This is a genomic window from Pontimicrobium sp. IMCC45349 (assembly GCF_047219225.1).
Lineage (GTDB): Bacteria > Bacteroidota > Bacteroidia > Flavobacteriales > Flavobacteriaceae > IMCC45349.
Genome location: NZ_CP178208.1, coordinates 363,497 through 388,432 on the forward strand (window position 1 = coordinate 363,497; position 24,936 = coordinate 388,432).

Below are 24,936 nucleotides of genomic sequence, written 5' to 3' on the forward strand. Positions count from 1 at the left end.
TTATGTTTTAGGTGCATCCATAAATGCTGTAAAATCAACTTTCCATTCGCCTTCTTCTTTAATAAAAATGCCAATAAATCGAATGTCTCGTGCAACCTTATCTTCTGTATCAACTAAATCGAATTTTTCGATTTGCTTATGCAAATACATGACTTTATTTTTGGCTATAGGAATAAAATCTACCGATTCTACTTCGCTATCATTAGCTCTGTTACCTGCATCATACCATTGTTTTACAAGAGAAAGATATTCGGTTCTATTACGAATTTGATCTCCAAGCATATGCCAATTTTTATAATTCTTAGAAAACTTTTTTTCATAAGCTTCCCATCCTTCATTAGCGAGAATTAAAGGAATATTCTTCTTTAGTGTTTCAATTTCTTTTTTGTCTTTTTCTGATATTGTATAATTTTCTTCTTTTTGATTACATCCAAAAAATAGTATTAATACGATAAGTAGTGTAAAAAGAGGTTTCATTTTATTAATTCAATAATTTGTTAAAAAGTGGACGCAATTCATTTATTAAACCTGAACCTCTTGTTCCGTTTGTAAAAATGATATAACCATTTTGATTAGGTAAAAATCCTGAAAAATGAGCTCTATAAGAATCATTTGCTCCTCCATGAGAAAACTCAATATTTTGTCCGTTGGTATTTATTCTAGGTCCTAATCCATAATCACTAGGCGCAACAGGTTGCATCATATCTGTTACAGTTTTTTTAGGCAGATAAGATGTGTTTTCTCCTTGATGAGCTTTCATTAGTTGAATCATCAATTTTGAAAAATCACTTGGAGTTGTCCATAAACCAGAGGCAGCAGCTTCTGGCATAGATTGATAACCTCTTGGTAAAGCAGTAGGTTTTCCACTTCTATTATGTGCTTTCGCAATATTTCCGAATGATTTTGGTAAAGGATTTTGATAACTACTTCTGTTCATTTTTAGTGGTTGAAACAATAATTCATTTGCTGCAACATGAAACTTTTTATTTGTTAGCTCTTCAATTACTAATTGCTCAACTGTAGTACCTCCACCAGAGTACCTAAACTTACTACCAATAGGAATATTTACATAGACACTACTGTTTTTAGCAGGCCATTCTCCATTTAAAATTTGTACAGTTGTTGGCAATTTTTCATCTGGAAGAAAGTCTGCAAAACCATGTACAGTTAATCCAGCAGTGTGAGACATGATTTTTCTTAATGTAACAGCATTGTTTTTGGTGTACTGATTATCTGGTACCTTCCATGAACTTAGATATTCGTTTACATTTTTATCAATATCTAATTTTCCTAGTTCTTGTAATTTTAAACTAATGGTAGCGGCACCAACCTTACTAACTGAACCTACCGAAAACATAGTTTCGGTATTAATCTTTTCTGGTTTTCCCTTTTGAATGTACCCAAAACCTTTAGCCCAAATCAATTTTCCATTTTTAATAATAGCAAAACTGATTCCTGGAACATTATAATCATTCATTTTAGATGATAATCCAAAATTATGTAATGTCTCTTCATAAATATTTTGAACAGTAACTTTGTGTTCATTTGGCTCCTCATAATCGTTAAACGAGACGAATAAAGCACCTACCATAAATAAGAAGAAACTACTCAAACCAATTATTTTAAACTTTCTCATGATTTAACTATTAATATCCTAATTCAAGTTGATTAATCATAATTGCCAAAGCAATAATTATGGAAACACCAATTAAAACAAGCCCAATTACAAATTGCCTTTTCATTTTATACCACATGATTAATCCAGAAATTGCCCAAATTATCATTAACACAGCCAAAGAATCTGCAAAAAACACAAATAACCATTCCAAAGAAAAACCTGCTACTGGATAACCATGTACTTGGTGTAGATTTACAAAAAAATAATTCCATTTAAATTTTCGTTGGTGAAGATCTATTAGCCTATAATCTCCTGACTGTAAATTATAAATTACTCTATAATCATTATCATTAGTAGTAAGATCAAATTCCAAATTTGGAATTCGTTGCGCTCTAGATCTATCAGGAGTTATACCACGATTTTCTAAGGCCTTTTCTACTTTTTGTAAAATGTCATCAGTATTAAGTTTTTTTGGAGCATTGATAATCCCTCTATTTACTGTATTATTTTCTACAAAATCAGGTAAAACAATCATTTCTACATTATTTGTAGGAATATCAATTTTAACTCTATGATCAGCCTCTTTATTAGTATACCTCAATATCATGGTATTACTATATTTTATGTTATCAAGTTTAAAACTATTAATGTTATTCTGATTTTTAATAGAGTCTGCTATACTTGCCGCAAAAGTATTGATATTAGGAAATAGATTATTTAGTTGACTATCTCCTTCTAAATGAAATGTTTCTACAGATCTATTCTCACTCATAAATGCTGCATGATTAAACATTAAACCTGATAATCCAAAAATAAAGATATATGGAATCATAAAAAGACCAGCATACAAATGAATGCGTCTATTTAGTTTATGAAATTTCTTGAGCTTACTTTTATTTGACATTAAATACTTTTATATAAATTTAATTAAAACCATATCTAGGTGGTGTAATATTATTTAGTCTTAAATATAACACTGTTTTTGCTCTATGATTAGTAATATGATCCCTCATAAACAATAAGGACTGCCATTTAGTAAGCGGAAACGCTCCATGACTTTTCCCTGTTGCCTTTAAAGCTGTATCTGATAATGTTTTCATATCATTAATAATAGTATCAAATGTAGTTTCTAAATCGCTTATAATTTGTTGTTTGGTCATAGTAGAAGCATCTTTTTCTCTTCCAGAATAACTTTTTCCTAGTATAAAACGTGTATGCATAGAAAGCATACTATTTGCAATATGATTCATTTGTTGTCCAAAACTTTTAACATCGGAAGTTGGACTATAACTATATTTACTCTCTGGCATTGCTTTAGCTACTTCAACTGTTCGTTGTTTGGCTAACTCCCAAACTTTTATCTGATTTTTAGCAAAATCAAAATCTTGTGATTTTACTGATACTGCAACTAGTACTAGTGCTATAAATATGTAGATATTTTTTTTCATAAGTGATTTTTTTAATATTAAAAATTACAACTGTAACTCTTTAATCGATTTTTAAATTAAGATGCTGCCATTGGATATATTGTAACTTTAAAACACCTGAACTATTCTTATTATACTTGATTTCCACTCCATCAATATCTGTAGCAAGCACACCATCAGACTGAAAATAAAGCTCTGTATGAATTTCAAAAAAGCTCTTCATCTTTCTATTCATAGTCAAGAATAACCTCCCATTTCTATCTTCTATAGTTACCTTTCTTCCTTCAATTTTATAGGTACCTATTAACCCTTCTTGTAAATCATCTGGGATTGAAACACGAGATATTTTAACCTTATAACTTCTAACAGCATCTAACCATGAATCTTGATTGCTAGCTTTATCAGAATAATAATACTTAACCAGAATATCTGGTTGTAAAAATGTACTTGTATCTTTCTCCCAACTAGTTGACCAAAGTGTATGCGTCAATGACACTATTATTCCAGAATTAGGTAAGGTTGCATACCTAATATCACCTACAGTATTTACGCCTTCTGCTGTTGGTTCTCCCACAATAACAGCTTTAGTATTTAATTTTAAAATGGAGACTAGTTCTAATAATGTTCCTCGTGTTGTTCTACTAGTAAGGACAAACAAATTTCCGTTTTGATTAATGGCTTTTGCATCTCTTAAAAGGTCGGTAAACTTTTTCAGCTTAAAACCATTACCTCCTCCTCCATAGCGTACGTCTAAAATAATCTTATCTGCTTTCTTTCTTTTTATAAGTGTTTCTATTTGGCTTACAAAATCTGAAAATGATTCACCATTCTCATTATTTACAATACGCTGTAATTGCACAAACAGTGTTTTAGAATTTGGAAGAAATTCAAACCAATAATTTTCATTTTCATGACTTGTATTTGTAAAACTAAAAAGCTCATCGTTAGGCAATCCTCTTGATAATTGTGCATAATCATTAATAGAACTACTTATTATTTGCTTAGTCTTACCAGAAGCAAATTGCAAAGAAACCTCATTGTCATTATTTCCAAAACCCATTAATTTTAAAACTGATGGCATCAATCCGTAAGCTTGAAACAAATGCTTTTTATAATAATCGTTATCTGCATTTATAAGTGGTTTTAATGTTTCAAAAACTTCTTCTACTGGTGCATCATTAATTTTTACAATTTGTTGCCCAATGATATCTTTATTGGATTCTGTTGCATCAAGCACAAATAATCCATCATTAAACCAATAGGTTTTTATTGGCGAAAGTTTTAGTGCCACACCTTTTTGAAATAAAGGCACATTACAACCTTCATCATTTAGCGTGTTTAATAAGCGCTGTAAACCATAAACAATCTCTTCTTTTTGATTACCAACATCAGAGTCACGAATAATTTCATAAACCTCATCAAATGCCTTTTTATTTTCAGGAATTTGATACGCTGGAACCGTTTTTTCAATCTTCTTTTTTAAAAACTGAAAATCCTCCTGCCATAATTTCTGGTCTATATTAAAGTTAACGTCCTGAGCATTAAGCATACTAATACAGCATAAAAAACTTAAACCAATAAAAACCTTTAACTTCATTTATATTTTAACTTTAGCCTGAATCCATTTTACACTTTCGGCACCTAACATACTGCTATAATTATCTCTAGCATGTTGCATATACGTTCCGTTTCCTAAAGTTTCAGCATTGTGTTGCATAGAGTTAAAATTAACAAAACCATGATCTGCATTTTTAATTAAAATAAAATCGCCTTTACCACCATTTTCATTCACTATATCTGCAATTTTTTGAGCGCCTTTTTCATCTATTGCTTGAATGTCAAACTCTCCATGCATAGCATAAACATTGGTCTTTACTTTTGCCCACGCTTTAATAATATCTACATCTACTAAGCTTTGCCAAAATGCAAAGTGACGTCCTATATATTGGCTGTTTTCAAAATCGCCTTGATTAAAAAAGTCTGCATAGGTTTTGTTTTTCAACATCTCTTCTCCAGATAGTTTCTTAATTAAAAAGTCATCATTAAACTGTAAATTTATTTTACTGTCTTCTTTTATCTGAGCATCAGATACACCAAAATGTTTAGGCTGAATAGTATATAAATCTATCATATAATCGTACCAGTTTTTCCCAATACTTCCATAAGTTAAAATACCACGTGGTGATTTCATGTCGTTTAAAAGAGGTGCTATAACGCCACCCATAGAATGTCCAAACATGAAGATATTATCTGTATCAACAGATTTTTGCTTTAATAAATCCTTGTAGCCTTCTTTAAAAGCAATTAATTCTTCATCAAAACTAATTTCTGAACAGTGCTTTTTACTCTTACTATCACCTACTCCTGGTTTTTCTAAACGATATACAGCAAATCCAGCATTAACCCAATCACTTAACAGTTTTTTCATTGGACTATCATTAGAAACAGTTTCTACTGAACCACAAGTGTAACCTTGTAAAAAATAAATTACTGGAGCATTTTGCTTATGTTTTGGTGTCACCAATATGCTTCGCAAGACATTGTCTTTATAAACCACTTCACTGTAGGTTACATTCCCATTTTCAAAAGACTCTATAGGTCTTCCTTTTAAAGCAGCTGTATTGCTTTCTTTTTTATTATTTGAATAAAACTCAGCTTTTATTTTATCGCCTTCATACAATTGACCTGTAATAGCCAATACGTCTTGAACTGTACTTACTGCAGTTCCATTTAACTTTGTAAGCACATCGCCTTGTTTTACACCTAAATTTGAAAATGTAGAATTTGGCATTACAGTAGTAATAAGTACTCCAGAATTAACTTGTAAGTCCTGTTCAGCAACAATATTTTCATTTAGCGTCTGCATCATGATACCTAACATGCCTTTACGCTTTAATATTTGTGCTTCTAACCCTTGTTGTGCTACTAGCAAAAACGCTAGTAGACTGATATATGTAAATCGTTTCATTTTTTGATAGATGATTTTATAATGTATATGTTCCTGATTCTACTTCGTTAACAATCTCATTAAGTCTATTATGAAATTGCTTTGGTGCAGCTTCCATAACTTTTTTAATATCCTTTACTGCAGCTTTAGTGTTTCCTAAAAAGTATTGACTTAAACCTCTATTAAGTTGTAAAAACCAAGCCTCAGGATATTGTTGAAACTTCTCTTTATTGTAAGCATATGCATCTTGATAGAATCCGTTGCGCATTAAGAAAATTCCAAAACCGTTTGCCTCATTAGCAGTAGCATATAATGCTTTTGCTTCCGTTTTAGTAGTTTCTAATTCTGCTGTTTTATTTAACTTTTTAAGAAGCCTTATTTTGGTTCCTAAATTTCTTAAGTTTTTATCGGCCGCAAAACCACCATAACCACCATTAATGGATCTGTTTGCCCATTCTAGTGCTTCTTCAAGGTTAGTATCGTGATTTAAACACCAATTTGCAGCATCGTTCCACGCTTGCCAATGGTATGTATTTATACCTCTAAGTTCACTTCTAAGACTTGCAACAGTCGTTTTATTTAAATCGACTTCAACCTTAAATGGAACGCGACGTTTATTCCACTCCAATCCAATTATAAGTGAATTTTCAGTACGATCTAAAAATTCAAAATCCATTTGTTCTGAAAATGGAGACTCCACAGCGTCCACATCAACACTCAAGGTAACATCCTTTTCAACATCTAAATAATAACTTCCCCATTGATCGTTACTATGAGCAAATAACAAGGTATATGTGTTTCCTTTTGGAATGATATGAAAACCATATTTTCCTGCTTTTAGTTTTTGTCCTTCAATTAACACATCTGTACTAAATGCAATAGTTGTATTCATATTTGCACCAGCACGCCATGGAATAGGGTTACCTTCTTGCGGAATAATATTTGGATCATTCCAAACATCACGTCCATTTGCTGATGGACTGCTATAATTAATCGTGATTTTAGTAACGCCTAATTTTTGACTTTCTTGAACCTCTGGACTAGACTTTGGCATGTTCAAAGTATGGAATTGTGCAAAAGAAAAAAATGTAACTAATAATAAAACTGTTGTTGTGTAGTACTTTTTTAGCATAATGTGTTTTTATTGATTTATACACACAAAACTAGCCTCTTAACATCTCTAAAATCTCCTAATTCGCGAAATATGGAGATAGATTTAAGAGCATTTTAACAAAACAAACACTACATTAACAGTTATATTTGTAGAAACCAAAACAGAGATGAATACCGCTTTAGTCTTAATTATTTTTTCAAGTATTGCTGTCACTTCTTGTGGATTTTTAGCGAGTTATTTTCTATTCATAAAAAAACAACACAGAGTAAAAGATGTCACACTTGGTTTCCTTTTTATTGCTATTGCATTCAGAATTGCTAAATCTATTTTTTATTATGCTTTACCAGAAATTTCTCCATTAGGAGTTGGTTTAGGCTTTTTTGGTTTTGCCTGTATTGGTCCTTTAGCATTGATTTATTTTTCAATAAATCAAACCAATGAGTTTAAGGTGAAACCAATACAATTATTGCACCTCATATTTCCCATTACTGGATTTACCATTATTTTAATCAATAGTAATTTTGCTTACGACCTTTACTTATTAGCAAACATAAGTTTAGCAGCCTATTTAGGGTTTATTGCTAGTCAATTTGTATTTAAATCTAAAGCTGCTGAATTAACCAAATGGCATAAAGCTCTCTTTTACGCTTTGGTAGTTTTATCAATAATATTAATCTATCAATTGCTTGGTGAAAATATTAATACGTATGCCATTGGTATTGGTTTATCTTCTTTAGTAATGTATTTCTTATTCTTTTATGCTTTACAATCGCCTGTAGTGGTAAAAAAATCGAGTGCTAAAGCTTTACCTACAGAGTTATTACAAAAAATAAAAGTCGCTATTGAAGAGGATAAAATTTTTATGCAACCAGCCATTTCCTTAGCTCAGTTTGCTGAAGCTATTGACACGCCAACCTATTTGGTATCAAAAGCCACAAAATCTATTTACAATAAAAGTTTTCCTGAGGTAATTAATAGTTTTAGAATACAGTCTATTAAACAAAAGTTATCACAACCAGAATTTGCTAACGAAAAAATTGAAGACCTTGCTTACGATGTAGGTTTTAATACAGCTTCTACGTTTTATAATGCGTTTAAAAAGGAAACTTCAATGTCTCCTAGAGAGTACCAAGCTCAAATATTTTCTAAAAACTAAAACCTCAGCAAATTGCCAAGGTTTATAGTGATTTTTATTACAACATTATACTATTAAAAAAGTAGGTTGATTATTTTTTTGTTAATCGCCACTCATGTGTTTATTGTATATCCAAACTTCGTCCCAACGATTGGTAAATGTATCATCTAAAGTGTCTAAAAAGCTATCCCAAGTATTATCTCCATGTAACTTTTCGTAGGCATCTTTAAATTTTCTATCCTCATCAAACTGTGCCCAATTTTTATAAAAACTAACTGCAGCTACGTGACGCCCTAAATCACCTTGCAAAAAGGCATTATAATACAATCCCCAAGGATTGTCTCCTGGAAGAGATTTTATCGTTTCACTTACTTGCTTAAACACAGATTTCATAGTATAACTATGGTCTTGATTAATTTCAAAGTATCTAACAAACATAATTGGATGGTCAGAATTATTATCGGTTAAAGAACTAGTATTCGATAATTTGTCATCTTTAGACCAATATTCAATAGTGTGCACCTTTTTTATATAAGGCATCACATTATCTCTCCAGTCATCATCATGTCCTCCATCACTTGGTCTTGTATCATTATGCTTAAACATCATTGGTCCCATTTCCCAAATAATTTTACCAGAATTTGGCCCAGAACTAATATTGTAAACTGTTGCTTTGTAAGGGTCCTCACTATGATATTTCTCATTATGCTTACGCATATTATCTGCTAATATTTTTAGCTTCGTATTGTCTGGAGTAAGCATAATGCTTTCCCACATTTGGTAATCTTTATCTTCTTGAGCATTAAGAGTTACTGAAACTCCAAATACCATTACTAACATCAAAACTGATGCAAAAACTTTTTTAAACATATTTACTTGTTTTGGTTGATTAATTAATTATCCCGCACAACTATTGTGCAATTAAGTTGTAATAAATGTTTTAGGGAGCTTGTCGTATAATAAATGAATGTACTATGACATTCATTTAAGATGAGAGATCATCTTTGGAGTAAGGCTAAGATACAATTTTTAAAAATAACACACTCAAAATCAAATACATAAAATTAAAAAACACGTATTAACACGTATTAGCTTTCTTACTTATTCCCTTAAAATATTAGAATAAAAAAATAAATTTCAACCCCTGACATAATTTGTCATCAACACAACTACATTTGCATCATAATCAAAAAACAAACAATTATGACAAATGCAATTAGCTGGTTTGAAATTCCAGTAACAGACTACCAACGCGCAAAGAAGTTTTACTCAAATGTCCTTGCAAGCGAAATTACAGATATGCCAATGGATGATGTAGAATATGGAATGTTACCATACGACATGCAAAACAATGGTGTTGGTGGTGGTTTAATTAAATCGGAATTTGCTAAACCAACTCAAGATGGTGTCACTGTTTACTTAAATGGTGGTGACGATTTAAGCGCACCTTTATCGAGAGTTGAAGACGCTGGCGGAAAAGTAATCATGCCTAAAACTGCTATTGGAGAGCATGGGTTTATGGCACAATTTATAGACACTGAAGGCAATAAAATTGCTTTACATTCTATGAACTAGAAAACCAATGTTAAGTATAGTGAATCCGTAATGGGTTCACTATATTTATAGTCTTATGTCACAACTAGCAAGACTTATATCCATACTCACGCTTTTAAAATCTAAGCGTTTAATTACAGCTACTGAGCTCTCTCAAAAATACGAGGTTAGCATTCGTACTATATATAGAGATATTAGAAAGTTAGAAGACGCTGGTGTTCCTGTTATTACTATTGAAGGTCGTGGTTATAGCATAATGGATGGTTATACTGTGGCTCCAGTGCAATTTACCGAAAAACAAGCCAATGCCTTAATTACTGCCGAACATATAATAAACCAATCTAAAGACCAATCTTTTGTTAACGATTTTAATGCAGCCTTAACCAAAATAAAATCGGTTTTTAGAACCTCTATTCAAGAAAAAAGTGAGTTACTTAGCGATAAAATTTATGTACTTAATAACAATCGTGAAACCATAGATAGTAATGCGCTTTCCGAAATACAATTAGCCATTACTAATTTTAATTTGGTAGAAATCAATTACCAAAAACTTAATCAAGAAAACGTTTCCTTTAGAACTATAGAACCTTGTGCTATGTATTCAAGCGAAAATAAATGGATACTCATTGCTTGGTGCCATTTAAGAAACGACTATCGTGCTTTTCGCATTGATAGAATTAGGCAATTTAAAATATTACAAGACACTTTTAAAGACAGACAGTTTAGCTTTAGAGAACACTTTAAAGCCTCTCCTTACAAACACTAAAAATACTTATTTATAAGTATTGATTTTAGTTAAGTAACAAAGTAGTTTTGCTAGATTATTTTTTTGTTAAACATCTAGCCCAAATCATACAAGTGTTCACTAAAAACCATTCAGCAGATAACAAGAGTTATCTTTCAATTTCTAGAAAAGAATTATTACAGCAACAGCTATCGTTGTTAACAATACCTATTACTATAACTGTATTGTATTTCTTATTTAAACTAACACCTTTAATTAATCCTAATATTGGAATTGTTATTGGTATTTGGACAGGTACAATCTTAAAAGTTGTATTTCAAGAAAAAAACCATAACTATATTTATAATTACTCTTTAGATAATACCAATATTAAACTGTATTTAACCAATATTTTTGGTAATACTAAAACAATAACTACACCTTTACAACAAGTAGAAAAACTAAAAGATCATAAGCCTATTATTTGGGTACACTCTAACGATTCGGCAAAAAAATATTCATTTTTAAAAAAGGATCTTGGTAATAAACTTGTAAGCGAATTACCTTAAATTGCAACAACAAGAGAATATAAAAATGACACTAAAAAAAATACTACTAGTAATTACAATCATTAGTACACTTAGCTGCAATTCAAATAAAAAGGAAAACACTGCTATTAAAACTTATCCAGATATAACTATTGTAAGTGCAATGAAAAATGTTATGTGGAAAGGCGAATTAGCAGGAAATATTAACCTCGACACCATCACTAATAAAAAAGGGCTTTATGGTATTGGACCTAAAAGTTATTTAACTGGTGAATTGCTTATTGTTGATGGAAATAGCTACGTTTCAAAAGTTACATCAGACTCAACTATGACAGTTGAAAAAACATTTGATGTTACTGCACCTTTTTTTGTTTACACAAATGTAACCCAATGGGATGAAATAGAATTACCATCTAACATCAAAACCATTAAAGACATTGAAACTCTGGTTGACCAAAAAACGACTGATAATAAAAGACCTTTTGCCTTCAAATTAACTGGAACTATTTCAAGCGCAGTTATCCATATTCAAAATCTACCTGAAGGCACAAAAGTGTCGTCTCCAAAAGAAGCTCATCAAGGACAGATTAGCTATAAACTAGAAGAGCAACAAGCTACTATTGTTGGGTTTTTCTCAACCGAACATAAAGGCGTTTTCACACATCATGACTCCAACATTCATTTACACTTAATTACAAAAGATGAAACTAAAATGGGTCATTTAGACGAGGTAGATATAAAAAACATGAAATTGTATTTACCTAAAAAATAAAACCAAGACTATAAAACACTGTTTTTCAACTTAATTCAATCATAACCACGTAAAAACACGTATTGATTTTCTGACACAAATAAGTTAACTTCGCTTTGCGTTTTCAAATACTACAAACATGAATAAGCTTGTTAAACTTACTTTGTTATTAACCCTTTTTTCTTTCAAAATATATGGACAAGCCTCTGCTGCCAACTCGTCAATTACTTATATAGATGATGGTTTAGCTGGACTGCTACAACAAGTACAAGTAACAATTTTAGATGCTTCTAATATGCCTGTACAAGGCGAAACTGTTACCATTAGCGATAATAATAATGCTACATATAGTCCAGCAAACACATGCATTACAGATGCTAACGGAAATTGTTCTGTTAACTTCACCATGACCATGGCTACAACAGCAGAAATTACTGCCACAATAAATGATGGAGCATTAAGTAATAGTCCACAAACAACTACCATATTTCCTACCCAAGAATTCGTTGCCAATTCTGTAGTTCAATATAGCTCTAATACTCCTGTGGTTGGCGAACCATTTATTATAACTGTTGCTGCTCATGATGTGTTTGGAAATCCAAGAACTAATGAAAACGTTTCGTCAGATTTTATTATTACAGTCTCTGGAGATGGCAGCGCCACTCTCAATCCTACTTATATTGGCAATGGCACTTACAGCTTCACATATAATCCAACTATCGTTGGAATTCACACTTTTGAACTTACTCAAGATGCTACTATTGGTCCAACCAGTACTTTTAATATAGATGCAGGAAGCATAGATTTTAACCAATCAATCACTTTTAATAGCACCACAGTTGAAGCCAATGGTATTGATACTATAGAGTTTACGGTTAACTTAAAAGATGCTTTTGAAAATTTAATTAATGGAATACACAACCTAAACTTTTCTATTAGTGGTGATGCAATCCTATCAGCAAATTCTTGCACTACAGATAATTTTGGCGATTGTACTTCTAGCATAACAATAACTAATACGAAAGCTGAAACCGTTGTCCTTGAAGCTTCAGCAAATGGCAATTCAGATTTTATTAATTTAGTTTTTAATGGCTCAGAAATAGAAATTACAGGAAACTCACAACCAATTAATGATGGCGATACTACTGTAACTGCTTTAAACAATACAGATTTTGGATTAAACACTAGCAGTATAGAAAATGATTTTATAATAGAAAACACAGGAAACGACCTTTTACAAATAACCAATGCTAGTATTACAGCTGTGGACGATTTTGAATGGGAACTTTTAGGATTTAACAGCTTGCCAGTTGTTGTAATTCCTGGTGAATCGTATGTGTTTACCATACGTCATAATAACTTTCTTTCAGCCGAAAACAATGCCTTAGTAACATTGTTGACCAACGATTATGAAGAATCTGAATTTACATTTGCCATTAGAGCTGGTGTAGATAACACTCTTGGTATCACAGACATTGATTTAGAAAACACCATTAGCATTGCTCCTAACCCAAGCAATTCTATTTTTAATATTTACACCCAAAACGTTATAGACAGCATTACCATTTTTGATGTTAATGGCAAGACTTTAAAAACCATACACAACTCCAATACAATAGATTTATCCTTATTAACACGAGGTATATACTTTGCAAAAATTGAAGCTAACAACCAAGTAAACGTAAAGCGTCTTATTTTAAATTAAAGTGCTAAAATTACGTAGAAATACGTATTGATTTTCTTACTAAAAACGAGTAAATTCGTTTATTTACTTTTTTAAAAATAATCTTCAAGAATATTATATTATGAATCTTCATAACAAAAATGAATACTGAAAGGAAAAATCAACATTACATCCCAAAATTTTATCTTAGAAATTTCTCTTATAAAAAGAATTTAAAACAAATTGGAATATTTAATTTAAAAAGAGATTTCTTTTATCAAACTTCTAAATTAAAAACACAAGGCTCTAAAAAATTTTTCTATGGATATGATGGCATAATTGAAGAAAGATTAGGAGAGATTGAAAATCTTCTTTCCAAAACTATAAAGAAAATAATAGAAGAATTAATTATTCCTAAAAAAAACTCAAATCCACATATTGACTTATTACTTTTTGTTGCACTTACAGATTTAAGGAATCCAACTAGAATTGACAATATGAAAGGAATGATTTCTGGAATGAAGGATAAAATATTAGAGTTATACCCAAATACTCAAATTGAAAAATTAATCCCCACATTAACGCATGATGATTTTATTGAATTCTCTATAACAACAATACCAGAAATAACATTTAATATTATCGATTTAGACTTTAAATTATTAATAAATGAAACTGAAAGACCATTTATTAGCTCAGATAATCCTGTTGTTAGATACAATCAATTTTTAGAACAAAAAAGGTGGCCACATGGAAAATGTGGTTATGGAATTATTGGTTTACAAATTTTCATCCCTCTTAACTCTAAAATTGTACTTCATTTTTATGATTCATCTATATACAAAGTAGGGTTCAAAAGGCAAAAAACACATTCAATCAAAAACCTAAAATGTATTGATCAAATAAATACTTTACAATTTATTAATTGTATTGAAACAATATATTTTGATGAAAATGCAAATGAGAATTATATTAGAAACTTAAAGTCTTTATCTCTTAATTTTAAAAAGGCAAACAAACCTCAAGTCGATTTAAGCTACTTAGTTGATAAAGACAATAATGATAAAGAGATAATTAATTTAGATCAAAAAAACCTAATTATTAGCGGAACCACAGATTGTGAAACTAATTTAAAAATAGAGGGAATAAAAATCCATTCTAGAGGAAAAGCTTATAAAATGACAAACAAAGTGACCCAATTAAGAAAGCATTCAAACCACTTAATTAATACAACAAGAAACAATAGTTATTAATTTTCATATTTTATTACAACTAATATTCTTTATCGGAATTTAAAGTCTTTGAAATAAACGTATAGTTAATTGAGAAATGATACTCATGCACAATTCCAAAAGAAATCAAATATAAAACCATTAAACGAACCAAAAAACCAACTACATTTCAGCTTAAAAAACCATTCATTACAATTTTAGTAAGTGTATGTTATTAGGTTTCATTTCAATATCCTATTTTTACAAAAAACTTAATCAATATGACCTTATTACTTATGGCTGCTGGTAGTGGTAGTCGTTACGGAAAACTAAAACAATTTGATGACCTTGGTCCTGCAGGCGAATTTTTAATGGAGTTTAGCATTCATGATGCTATCGAGCAAGGTTTTAACCATATTGTAGTCATTACCAAAGCCGCAAATCAATCCTTTTTACAAGAACACTTATCACAACGCTTACCAGACAATGTTAAGCTTGATGTATTAGTACAAGATATTAACGATTTACCTAAAGGTGTAACGCTTGACACACAAAGAGAAAAACCTTGGGGAACTGCACATGCAGTTTGGACTGCTCGTGATGTTATTAAAAATGACTTTGTTATTATTAATGCAGACGATTATTATGGACAAAAAGCTTTTGAAGGTGCAGCTAAATTTGTGAAAAATGCTACCGAAAACACTTATGCCATTGTTGGTTATAGCTTAAAAGATACCTTATCTGACCATGGATCGGTTTCTAGAGGTGTATGTAAAGCTAATGGTGAACAATTAACATCTATTGTAGAGCATACTAAAATTGTTAGAAAAGACGATATTATTGTTGATGAAGATTCTGGTGCACAATTAGCTCCTGATACTATTGTATCTATGAATTTCTGGATTTGTAATACATCTATCTTTGACTATATAGAAACTTATTTCAAAAACTTTTTAGAAGAACCAAGTAACTTAGAAAAAAGCGAAATTTATTTACCATTTGTAGCGCAAGAAATGATGAGCAATGGTTTAATAGATATTAATGTAATAGACTCTAAAAGCAACTGGTTTGGTGTTACTTATTATGCCGATAAAGAAGAAGCAGTAAGTACCTTAGCAGACTTAACTAATAAAGGTAGCTATCCAACACCACTTTGGAACTAAGTGATGGATAAGCCGCTTTTAAAAAACATACTACAACAATTTAAAGTAGATACTACAAACGTATCATTTACTACCATTAACCAAGGGTACATAAATGATACGTTTTTGGTTAGTATAAATAATACACCTACTTATATTTTACAGCGTATTAATGTAAATGTGTTTAAAGATGCCAAAGGGCTGCATAACAATATTGAACTGACTTTAAAGCAACTTAAACACGAAAAATACCATAGTATTGCATTAATTAAAACCAATGATGACAAACCGTTTTACAGTTTAGAAAACGATATTTGGCGTATACTAACTTATGTTGAAGACAGCGTAGCCTATAATCATACATCTAATAACACCATTGCGTTTGAAGCTGGACGTATTATAGGTTGTTTTCATAGTTTATTGCAACATGAAAACACCAACGATTATCCAGATACGTTGCCTTTGCTTAACTATTTACCTTTTAGAATTACTGAATTTAACGAGGCGCTTAGTAATACAAGTAACGAACGTAAAACCATTGCTAAAACCGAAGTTGATTTTGCTTTAGAAAACCTAACACAATTTGATGCGTTTTATAAAGCAGACTTACCTTTAAGAGTATGTCATAACGATACAAAACTAAATAACATTTTATTCCATAAAGACAATTCTGGATTGTGTTTAATTGATTTGGATACGATTATGAAAGGCTATTTTCATTACGATTTTGGTGATGCTGTACGTACTGCTGTAAGTCAATCTAATGAAGATGAAAAAGACCTTAGCAAAATTAAATTTAATCTTGATTTATTTAAGAGTTTTATAGAAGGCTTAAATAACAACGATGCCTTTTTAACTGCTCAAGAAATAAGCTATTTACCTATTGCTTGTGCACTCATGCCTTTTATGCATGGTTTAAGAGCACTAACCGATTATTTAAATGGCAATATATACTATAAAGTAGCCTACGAAAATCAAAACTTAGATAGATGTAGAAGCTTGTTTAGATTCTCACAACTAGCTTTAGAAAACAAAGAAGCTATTACAAGTATTATTAATAACGAACTTGCATAAAAAAAGCACAACCTGATTAGAGTTGTGCTTTTTTATTAAACCTTTATAGTGATTAAGGATTTGTTTTTACTTCGTAACCTTTATACTTCCACTTAGTAATGCCTCCTTCTAAATCGTAAATTTTTACGAATCCATTCTCTTTCATTTCCTGAGCACAAGAAGCGCTACGACCACCAGACTTACAATACACAATGACTGGTTTTGTTTTATCTAGCTTTTGAATGTCTTCTTGAAAAGTATCAGATCTAAAATCTATATTTTGAAAGCCATCTATAAAGCCTTCACCATACTCCTCTGGAGTACGTACATCTACTAACTGAACGTCTTCCATTTCAGCCAGTTCTTTCATTTCTTCTGGAGTTACTACTTCTATTTCGGTAGAAGTTTCTTTTTTGCAGCTAACCAAAGCTACTGCCAAACATAATGTTAATACTAGTCGTTTCATAATTGATTGATGTTAATGTATAATGTCGCCTTGCCATTGCAAAATACCTCCTAATAGGTTGTAAGCATTTGCAATTCCGAGTTGATTCATGATTTCGCAAGCTTTTTCACTTCTTGCTCCAGACCTACAATACACATAATAATTTTTAGACTTATCAAGTTCTTCTAGCTTATAAATAAAGCCTTGTCCTTGATAAATGTCTATATGCATTGCGCCCGAAATATATCCTTCAGCCACTTCTCCATCTGTTCTAACGTCAATAATAACCGCATTATTATCTGACTCTAATTGATTTTTCCACGCTTCTTGCGTTAAATTCGCCATATCTTATTTTTTTAGCAAAATTAACATTTCTTTAGGATATATTATATAGACGAAAAAAAAACCGAAGTGTTACATACACTTCGGTTTTTTTTTTAAACCTTTATAGAACAACCAATAGCTCTGGTTTTAGTTTCCTTTATTTCTTTACCATCTAGTAAGGCATCAACCGCATCTTCAACATACTTAGTATTAACCTTTGAGGCATCTTGGTAATTATCGTCAATTGCTCCAATGTACTTTACCACATTACCACGCTTAGTTTTTTCAAGTATATACACATGTGGTGTTTTGGTTGCACCATACTGCGGATAAATTTTTTGTCCTTTATCCATTAAATATGGAAATGTAAACCCTTTTGAAGCAGCACGCGCTTTCATTGCTTTCATGTTATCTCCTGGTTTTACATCAGTATTATTAGGCATAATTGCGATTACTGGATAACCCTTAGAGGCATACTTCTTGTCTAAATCTATAATACGATCTTCATAAGCCACAGCATATGGACATGTATTACATGTAAAAATCACGATAAATCCTTTAGCATCATTATAATCTGCTAAAGACACCATTTTACCATCAATATTTTCTAATGAAAAATCGGTTGCAACGTCTCCAATATGATAACCATGGTTTGGTCCTACTGCTGTTTTAGTAGTAAAAGCACTTACTAACAACACCACAGCAATCATTGTAATTGTTTTTAAATATTTCATAGTGTTTAGTTTATAAATTGTTTTAATTCTGTTTCTAACTCTTCGTAAGTAAAAGTTGTGTCGTAAAACTCACGTTTATCTTTATTATAAATGATGGTCACTGGAATTGCGCCATCCCAATTTTCATTGACTTTAGGTATCCATGTATTCATATCAACATCATTTAAAACCAAAACTTTTGATTGTAAATCATGCTTAACAATAAATGGTTTTAACTTTTTATCATATTGATTTGGAAAATCTAAGCTTACCAACAAAACCTCAACATCGTTTGCCTTATAGTTTTTATAAAGTGCTTCAAAATGTGGTAATTCTTTAACACAAGGCGCACACCAAGTAGCCCAAAAGTTTACGACGTAGGTTTTATCGTCCTTAAAGTTTAAATACTTCTCCAATCCATTAAAGTCATGAATTTCTAATTCAACGTTATCTGTGTTAACTTCCTCTTCTAGTTTAGTTACTTCTTCTTTAGTAACTTCCTTATGAGACTCTACATTTACTTCTCCTTTACAAGAAAAAACAAGGATTAATAATAGGTATTTTAAGTACTTCATGATATAAATTTAAACATCAAAACTAAGCTACTTAAAAATTTAACAAAACATTATATCCTCTTCACTTTTATTTTTAGCAAAAAAACATACATTTGTACCAACAACAATTGTATATACAAATGTCTATAGAAACAGATATAAAAAGTACCGTAAAATTGAGGATTAGTGAAAAAACAATAATCAATCTTATTTATACTAATAATTGGTTTAAGGAAAATTCTACTAGTCAATTTAAGAGGTATGACTTATCATCTGAACAATACAATGTACTTCGCATATTAAGAGGTCAAAAAGGGAAACCTGCAAACTTAAGTACATTACAAGAGCGTATGCTTAACAAAATGAGTAATACTACAAGACTTATTGATAAATTACTAAAGAAAGAATTAGTAACACGTAATACATGCCCTAGCAATAGAAGGAAAATTGAAATATTTATTACTGAAAAAGGATTAAACCTATTAAAAGAACTAGATCCTATTACATATCAAAATAGTTTAGACATTACAAAAAACTTAAATACAACTGAATTAGAAACTTTAAACAACTTACTAGATAAGTTAAGAGCTTAACATAAATTAAATAATAATTAAACTTAAAAAATGAAAAACAACGTATTAAAAACAGGACTATTTTTAGCATTAGTTGTAGTACTATCTTCTTTTACTTCAATGACTAAAAAGGATGTAAATATCTCTGAAAGTACAATAAACTGGACAGGACACAAAGTAACTGGGCAGCATGAAGGTACTATTCAATTACAAGAAGGTCAACTACACTTTGACGGAAAAACTTTAGTTGGTGGTAATTTTGTTATGGATATGACGACTATTAACACAACAGATTTAGAAGGTGAATGGAAAGGAAAGTTAGATGGACATTTAAAATCTGATGACTTTTTTGGAGTTGCAAATCACAAAACAGCTACTTTAAAGTTTACTAAAGTTACTGGTAAAGGAAGCAACTATAAAGTAGATGCAGACCTAACTATAAAAGGTATTACAAATCCAATTTCATTTAACTTAGAAGTATTAGATGGTACTGCTGTAACTAAACTAAAAATAGACAGAACAAAGTATAACATCAAATATGGTTCGGCTAGCTTTTTTGATGGATTAAAAGACAAAGCAATCTCTAATGAGTTTGATTTAAAAGTGTCTTTAAAATTTTAAATAAAAGGTAAATCTTTGATTAATAGCAACCTTTTATCGAAAGATTCCTGCTCTTGCAGGAATCTTTCTCATTTTTATTCAATTTTATTTGTTTAAAAAAAATTCATTTCTACATTTGTATAAACAAAACAAATGAACACAATTTTAAATAATACTTGGTGGTGGACTTCTCGAAACAAAAATTCGTGAAGAAACCTATAGTATATTTAATTTAAATATAAAAAAAGGCTTGTCATTCACGACAAGCCTTTTTTATTTTATAATTACAAATAAAAGAAGAACAAAAATATTAGAGATAAATGAAAACATTTAGTCTATATACACATTATAAAAAAATACTTGCTGATACTATTACACCTGTGAGCATTTACTTAAAAATTAGAGATAAATTCCCTAACAGTATTTTACTGGAGAGTAGCGATTATCATACCAACGATAATAGCTTTTCTTATATCTGTTTCAACCCTATTGCTTCTATAAAAGTAAAAGACAATGAGATTTCTCAAACCTATCCAGATGGGAGTTCTAAAAAAAACAGTGCTAAAACCATAAACGTTACTAAAGAAATTCACAAATTCACAAAACGATTTAAGGTAAATTCCGAAAAGACATTTAAGTTCATTAACAATGGAATTTTTGGATATACTACTTATGATGCTGTAAAGTATTTTGAAGATGTAGAAATCACTAAAAAAGACAACTCAATAGACATTCCAGATATTTACTATGCTGTATATCAAAATATAATTGCAATTAATCACTTTAAAAACGAAGCGTATATTTTCGCGCATTGTTTTGATACAGAAAATAATATTGATGATATCCATCAATTAATTAAAGCAAAAAACTTTGCATCGTATAACTTTAATGCAGAAGGTGAAATTGCATCAAACTTAACTGATGATGAATATAAAGAACACGTTGAACTAGCTAAAAAGCATTGTGCTAGAGGTGACGTTTTTCAATTAGTATTATCTCGAAAATTCCAACAAGATTTTAAAGGTGATGAGTTTAATGTATATCGAGCATTAAGAAGCATTAACCCTTCTCCTTACCTATTCTATTTTGATTATGGTGATTTTAAAATTTTTGGAAGCTCGCCAGAAGCACAGTTAGTTGTTAGCGACGGCAAAGCCGAAATACATCCAATTGCTGGAACTTTTAAACGAACTGGTGACGATTTAAAAGATGCCGAATTAGCAAAACAATTAGTAGCAGACGATAAAGAAAATAGCGAACATGTAATGTTAGTTGATTTAGCTAGAAATGATTTAAGCAGACATGGTAGCGAAGTAACTGTCGAAAAATACAGAGAAGTTCAATTTTTTTCACATGTTATTCATTTAGTTAGTAAAGTTACTGGACAAAAACACGACAATGCTACAACCATGCAAGTAGTTGCAGATACATTTCCTGCTGGCACCTTAAGTGGAGCGCCTAAACACAATGCTATGCAGCTTATAGATCGCTATGAAAAAACAAATAGAACCTACTATGGAGGAGCTATTGGTTTTATGGATTTTGAAGGCAATTATAACCATGCCATTATGATTAGAACATTTTTAAGTAAAAACCATCAATTACATTGGCAAGCAGGTGCAGGATTAGTATCTAGATCTAATCCAGAAAATGAATTACAAGAAGTATATAATAAACTAGGAGCATTAACCAAAGCTATAGAAATAGCAGAAAGCATATCGCTATGAAAAAAGTACTAGTAATAGATAATTACGACAGCTTTACATACAATTTAGTTCACTATTTAGAAGATCTGGATTGCAAAGTAACTGTAGTAAGAAATGACAAATTAAATATAGAAGACGTAAAGCCATTTCATAAAATTGTATTATCTCCAGGCCCAGGAATACCTGATGAAGCAGGTTTATTGAAAACAATTATTAAAACCTATGCGCCAACAAAAAGTATTTTAGGTGTCTGTCTTGGGCAACAAGCCATAGGAGAAGTATTTGGTGGTACTTTAATAAATTTAGAAGATGTTTATCATGGCGTAGCTACCAAAGTATCCATTACTGTGGATGATGAATATTTATTTGAAGGCTTAGAAAAAGAAATTGAAGTAGGTCGCTACCACTCTTGGGTAGTTGACAATAATTTACCTGAAGAGCTTGAAGCTACTTCCTTTGACGAAAATGGACAGGTAATGTCTCTAAGACATAAAGTATATGATGTAAGAGGTGTGCAATACCATCCTGAATCTGTACTAACACCTAATGGAAAGCAAATTCTTAAAAATTGGTTAAACTCTTAAGCTATGAAACAGTTATTAAACAGGTTAATAAACCACGAAAACATATCTAGCGAAGAAGCTAAACAGGTATTAGTTAATATTTCTAATGGCGAATACAACCAAAGTCAAATAGCATCTTTCTTAACCGTTTTTATGATGCGAAGTATAACATTAGAAGAGCTTACTGGCTTTAGAGATGCCTTACTTGAATTATGTATTCCAATAGACTTAAGCGACTTTAATGCTATCGACTTATGCGGAACTGGTGGTGATGGTAAAGATACTTTTAATATTTCCACTCTATCATCGTTTGTTACTGCTGGAGCAGGAATAAAAGTATCAAAACATGGCAATTATGGAGTATCATCAGCTTGTGGTTCATCAAATGTAATGGAACATTTAGGGATTAAATTTTCTAACAATCCAGACTTTTTAAAGAAGTGTATCGACAAAACAAATATTTGTGTTTTACATGCGCCTTTATTTCATCCTGCTATGAAAAATGTAGCTCCTATTCGTCGTGAATTAGGTGTAAAAACATTCTTTAATATGTTAGGACCAATGGTAAATCCTTCATTTCCACAAAACCAAATGGTTGGTGTTTTTAATTTAGAATTACAAAGGTTATATAGTTACTTATACCAACAATCAAACAAAAACTACAGCATAGTACATGCCTTAGATGGTTATGACGAAATATCATTAACTGGGAAAACAAAAATTATTTCAAATAATTCTGAAACCATACTTTCTCCAGAAAATTTAGATGTAAAAAAAGTAGAGCAAAAAGCAATCTTTGGTGGAAGCTCTGTTAAAAGTGCTGCTAAAATTTTCACTAACATTATTAGTGGTAAAGGAACTATCGAACAAAATAATGTTGTTTTCGCAAATGCAGGTTTAGCCATTGCTACGTCAAAGCAAATAAGCCATAAAGAAGGATTTGAATTAGCTAAAGAGTCGCTACTTAGTGGTAAGGCAGAAGAAAGTTTAACCGATTTAATAGAATTAAGTAAGTAACATGAACATTTTAGATAAAATAGTTTTAGATAAACGTAATGAAGTTACCTTACGTAAATCCTTAATTCCTATTTCTCAATTAGAGCAATCGGTTTTATTTAATAAAGAAACCTTTTCATTAGCTAACAGATTAAGAAATAGTAAAACAGGAATAATTGCAGAACATAAGCGTCGTTCACCTTCAAAATCTGTAATTAATCAAAGTTTAAATGTGCAAGATGTAGCTAAAGGCTATGAAAATGCAAATGTTTGTGGTATGTCTGTACTAACAGATAGTAAGTACTTTGGAGGTTCTTTAGACGATTTATTATTGGCACGTGCAAATTGTAACTTACCATTACTTCGCAAAGAGTTTATCATCGATGAATATCAAATCATTGAAGCTAAATCTTATGGTGCTGATGTAATTTTATTAATTGCAGCAATATTATCAAGAGAAGAAATAAAGCAATTTTCCGAACTAGCAAAAAGTTTACAATTAGATGTATTACTAGAAGTACATAATGAAGAAGAGTTACATAAATCAATAATGCCATCATTAGACATGTTAGGTGTTAATAATAGAAACTTAAAAACCTTTGAAGTTAGTCTAGAAACAAGTAAAGCTTTAAGCAAATCTATTCCAGGCGATTTTGTAAAAGTATCTGAAAGTGGAATTAGTTCTGTTAATGCTATTAAAGAACTACAACCTTATGGTTATAAAGGCTTTTTAATTGGTGAAAACTTTATGAAAACAGATAATCCAGGAGCAAGTGCAAGTGAGTTTATAAATAAATTAGAAAATTAACGTTATATCGAACACAATCGAGACATAACAAAATGATAAAACAAAGCGTGGTGAGATTCCCGCTTTCGCTAGAACAAATGAAACTAAAAATCTGCGGAATGAAATATCAAGATAATATAAATGCTGTTGCAAGTTTGCAACCAGATTATCTTGGATTTATATTTCATAAGTCATCTCCAAGAAACTTTGATGGCATTATTCCTAAATTACCTGAAAAGGTAGAAAAGGTTGGAGTTTTTGTTGATATGCCAATTAAAGTTATTATCGAAAAATTAAACTTGTATCACTTTGACATGTTACAGCTACATGGTAAAGAAACAACAACATATATAAAAGACCTTATTAAGTGTATCACAGACTCTGGTGTAAAATTTCCTCAAATAACAAAAGTGTTTTCTATAAAAGATAAGTTTGATTTTTCAGTTTTAGAACCATATGAAAGTATTTGTGACTATTTCCTGTTTGATACTAAAGGAAAACATCCAGGAGGTAATGGATACACATTCAATTGGAACATTTTAAATAACTATACATCAACAAAACCTTTCATTTTGAGTGGAGGTATTGGATTAGATCAAATTGATAAGTTAAAAGAATTTCAAAATAGTAAAGCATCAAAATATTGTTATGCAATTGATGTAAACAGTAAGTTTGAAATTGAACCAGGATTAAAAAACATTGAAGAATTAAAAAACTTTAAAAACAACATTTGTCATGTAGAGCATAATCGAGACATCTCATCATGAGATTTCACAATCGCTTGCTCAT

General features: G+C 30.7%; 28 protein-coding genes. 16 read left to right on the forward strand and 12 right to left on the reverse strand.

The annotated features are described in order from the left end of the window. From ACLII3_RS01700 to ACLII3_RS01730, 7 genes are read right to left on the reverse strand one after another with little or no spacing between them, the layout of a single operon-like run. Complete coding sequence (locus ACLII3_RS01700; protein WP_412985971.1) at positions 1-477, reverse strand: hypothetical protein; 477 nt, start codon at positions 475-477, stop codon at positions 1-3. A gap of 4 nt (positions 478-481) precedes the next feature. Next, complete coding sequence (locus tag ACLII3_RS01705) at positions 482-1,636, reverse strand: serine hydrolase domain-containing protein (protein ID WP_412985972.1); 1,155 nt, start codon at positions 1,634-1,636, stop codon at positions 482-484. A gap of 10 nt (positions 1,637-1,646) precedes the next feature. Next, a complete protein-coding gene (locus ACLII3_RS01710) occupies positions 1,647-2,522 on the reverse strand; it encodes a PepSY domain-containing protein (protein WP_412985974.1) in 876 nt (291 codons plus the stop codon). 19 nt (positions 2,523-2,541) lie between these two features. Then, positions 2,542-3,066 carry a DinB family protein gene (locus ACLII3_RS01715; protein ID WP_412985976.1) on the reverse strand — a complete coding sequence of 175 codons (525 nt, stop codon included), beginning with the start codon at positions 3,064-3,066 and terminating at the stop codon, positions 2,542-2,544. A 40-nt stretch (positions 3,067-3,106) separates the two neighbouring features. Then, on the reverse strand, positions 3,107-4,642 hold the full coding sequence (locus ACLII3_RS01720; RefSeq protein ID WP_412985978.1) for a hypothetical protein: 1,536 nt from the start codon (positions 4,640-4,642) through the stop codon (positions 3,107-3,109). Next, positions 4,643-6,013, reverse strand: a complete 1,371-nt coding sequence (locus tag ACLII3_RS01725; protein WP_412985979.1) for a PDZ domain-containing protein — start codon at positions 6,011-6,013, stop codon at positions 4,643-4,645. A gap of 16 nt (positions 6,014-6,029) precedes the next feature. Next, positions 6,030-7,124 carry a DUF2911 domain-containing protein gene (locus ACLII3_RS01730; protein ID WP_412985980.1) on the reverse strand — a complete coding sequence of 365 codons (1,095 nt, stop codon included), beginning with the start codon at positions 7,122-7,124 and terminating at the stop codon, positions 6,030-6,032. Between the two features lie 148 nt (positions 7,125-7,272). On the opposite strand from ACLII3_RS01730, the gene ACLII3_RS01735 reads away from it, so the two are divergent. After that, complete coding sequence (locus ACLII3_RS01735) at positions 7,273-8,262, forward strand: helix-turn-helix domain-containing protein (RefSeq protein WP_412985981.1); 990 nt, start codon at positions 7,273-7,275, stop codon at positions 8,260-8,262. A gap of 81 nt (positions 8,263-8,343) precedes the next feature. On the opposite strand, the gene ACLII3_RS01740 is transcribed toward ACLII3_RS01735, so the two are convergent. Further along, on the reverse strand, positions 8,344-9,111 hold the full coding sequence (locus ACLII3_RS01740) for a hypothetical protein (protein WP_412985983.1): 768 nt from the start codon (positions 9,109-9,111) through the stop codon (positions 8,344-8,346). Between the two features lie 333 nt (positions 9,112-9,444). Here ACLII3_RS01740 and ACLII3_RS01745 point away from each other — a divergent pair, with 333 nt between their 5' ends. The 8 genes from ACLII3_RS01745 (at position 9,445) to ACLII3_RS01780 (ending at position 16,908) form a co-directional block, all read left to right on the forward strand. Then, entirely contained in the window at positions 9,445-9,816 is a 372-nt protein-coding gene (locus ACLII3_RS01745; protein ID WP_412985984.1) for a VOC family protein, read from the forward strand. A gap of 55 nt (positions 9,817-9,871) precedes the next feature. After that, on the forward strand, positions 9,872-10,561 hold the full coding sequence (locus ACLII3_RS01750; RefSeq protein WP_412985986.1) for a helix-turn-helix transcriptional regulator: 690 nt from the start codon (positions 9,872-9,874) through the stop codon (positions 10,559-10,561). 92 nt (positions 10,562-10,653) lie between these two features. Beyond that, positions 10,654-11,088 carry a hypothetical protein gene (locus ACLII3_RS01755; protein ID WP_412985988.1) on the forward strand — a complete coding sequence of 145 codons (435 nt, stop codon included), beginning with the start codon at positions 10,654-10,656 and terminating at the stop codon, positions 11,086-11,088. Positions 11,089-11,113: 25 nt separating this feature from the next. After that, a complete protein-coding gene (locus ACLII3_RS01760) occupies positions 11,114-11,839 on the forward strand; it encodes an acetolactate decarboxylase (RefSeq protein WP_412985989.1) in 726 nt (241 codons plus the stop codon). A 118-nt stretch (positions 11,840-11,957) separates the two neighbouring features. Continuing rightward, a complete protein-coding gene (locus ACLII3_RS01765; protein ID WP_412985990.1) occupies positions 11,958-13,523 on the forward strand; it encodes an Ig-like domain-containing protein in 1,566 nt (521 codons plus the stop codon). Positions 13,524-13,642: 119 nt separating this feature from the next. Then, on the forward strand, positions 13,643-14,734 hold the full coding sequence (locus ACLII3_RS01770) for a DUF4238 domain-containing protein (RefSeq protein ID WP_412985992.1): 1,092 nt from the start codon (positions 13,643-13,645) through the stop codon (positions 14,732-14,734). Positions 14,735-14,973: 239 nt separating this feature from the next. Then, on the forward strand, positions 14,974-15,855 hold the full coding sequence (locus ACLII3_RS01775; RefSeq protein WP_412985993.1) for a nucleotidyltransferase family protein: 882 nt from the start codon (positions 14,974-14,976) through the stop codon (positions 15,853-15,855). A gap of 3 nt (positions 15,856-15,858) precedes the next feature. Then, positions 15,859-16,908 (forward strand): phosphotransferase enzyme family protein, encoded by a 1,050-nt coding sequence (locus tag ACLII3_RS01780; RefSeq protein ID WP_412985994.1) that lies wholly within the window; start codon positions 15,859-15,861, stop codon positions 16,906-16,908. A 52-nt stretch (positions 16,909-16,960) separates the two neighbouring features. Here ACLII3_RS01780 and ACLII3_RS01785 read toward each other — a convergent pair whose 3' ends face one another. From ACLII3_RS01785 to ACLII3_RS01800, 4 genes are all read right to left on the reverse strand, one after another. Further along, the gene (locus tag ACLII3_RS01785; protein ID WP_412985996.1) at positions 16,961-17,353 is read right to left on the reverse strand and encodes a rhodanese-like domain-containing protein; all 393 of its coding nucleotides are present in this window, start codon (positions 17,351-17,353) and stop codon (positions 16,961-16,963) included. A gap of 12 nt (positions 17,354-17,365) precedes the next feature. Next, positions 17,366-17,677, reverse strand: a complete 312-nt coding sequence (locus ACLII3_RS01790; RefSeq protein ID WP_412985997.1) for a rhodanese-like domain-containing protein — start codon at positions 17,675-17,677, stop codon at positions 17,366-17,368. Positions 17,678-17,769: 92 nt separating this feature from the next. Next, positions 17,770-18,390, reverse strand: a complete 621-nt coding sequence (locus tag ACLII3_RS01795; protein WP_412985998.1) for a thioredoxin family protein — start codon at positions 18,388-18,390, stop codon at positions 17,770-17,772. A gap of 5 nt (positions 18,391-18,395) precedes the next feature. Continuing rightward, positions 18,396-18,944, reverse strand: a complete 549-nt coding sequence (locus ACLII3_RS01800; RefSeq protein WP_412985999.1) for a TlpA family protein disulfide reductase — start codon at positions 18,942-18,944, stop codon at positions 18,396-18,398. A gap of 119 nt (positions 18,945-19,063) precedes the next feature. On the opposite strand from ACLII3_RS01800, the gene ACLII3_RS01805 reads away from it, so the two are divergent. The 7 genes from ACLII3_RS01805 (at position 19,064) to ACLII3_RS01835 (ending at position 24,914) form a co-directional block, all read left to right on the forward strand. Continuing rightward, complete coding sequence (locus ACLII3_RS01805) at positions 19,064-19,516, forward strand: MarR family winged helix-turn-helix transcriptional regulator (protein WP_412986000.1); 453 nt, start codon at positions 19,064-19,066, stop codon at positions 19,514-19,516. 30 nt (positions 19,517-19,546) lie between these two features. Next, a complete protein-coding gene (locus ACLII3_RS01810; RefSeq protein ID WP_412986002.1) occupies positions 19,547-20,116 on the forward strand; it encodes a YceI family protein in 570 nt (189 codons plus the stop codon). Positions 20,117-20,415: 299 nt separating this feature from the next. Continuing rightward, positions 20,416-21,822 (forward strand): anthranilate synthase component I family protein, encoded by a 1,407-nt coding sequence (locus tag ACLII3_RS01815; RefSeq protein WP_412986004.1) that lies wholly within the window; start codon positions 20,416-20,418, stop codon positions 21,820-21,822. Next, positions 21,819-22,385, forward strand: a complete 567-nt coding sequence (locus ACLII3_RS01820) for an anthranilate synthase component II (protein ID WP_412986005.1) — start codon at positions 21,819-21,821, stop codon at positions 22,383-22,385. The genes ACLII3_RS01815 and ACLII3_RS01820 overlap by 4 nt, the downstream gene beginning before the upstream one ends. Before the next feature lie 3 nt (positions 22,386-22,388). Beyond that, positions 22,389-23,381 carry an anthranilate phosphoribosyltransferase gene (gene trpD, locus ACLII3_RS01825; RefSeq protein WP_412986006.1) on the forward strand — a complete coding sequence of 331 codons (993 nt, stop codon included), beginning with the start codon at positions 22,389-22,391 and terminating at the stop codon, positions 23,379-23,381. Position 23,382: 1 nt separating this feature from the next. Further along, positions 23,383-24,168: an indole-3-glycerol phosphate synthase TrpC gene (gene trpC, locus ACLII3_RS01830; protein ID WP_412986008.1), complete on the forward strand. Its 786-nt coding sequence runs from the start codon at positions 23,383-23,385 to the stop codon at positions 24,166-24,168. A 98-nt stretch (positions 24,169-24,266) separates the two neighbouring features. Next, entirely contained in the window at positions 24,267-24,914 is a 648-nt protein-coding gene (locus ACLII3_RS01835; RefSeq protein ID WP_412986009.1) for a phosphoribosylanthranilate isomerase, read from the forward strand. Positions 24,915-24,936 lie beyond the last annotated feature (22 nt).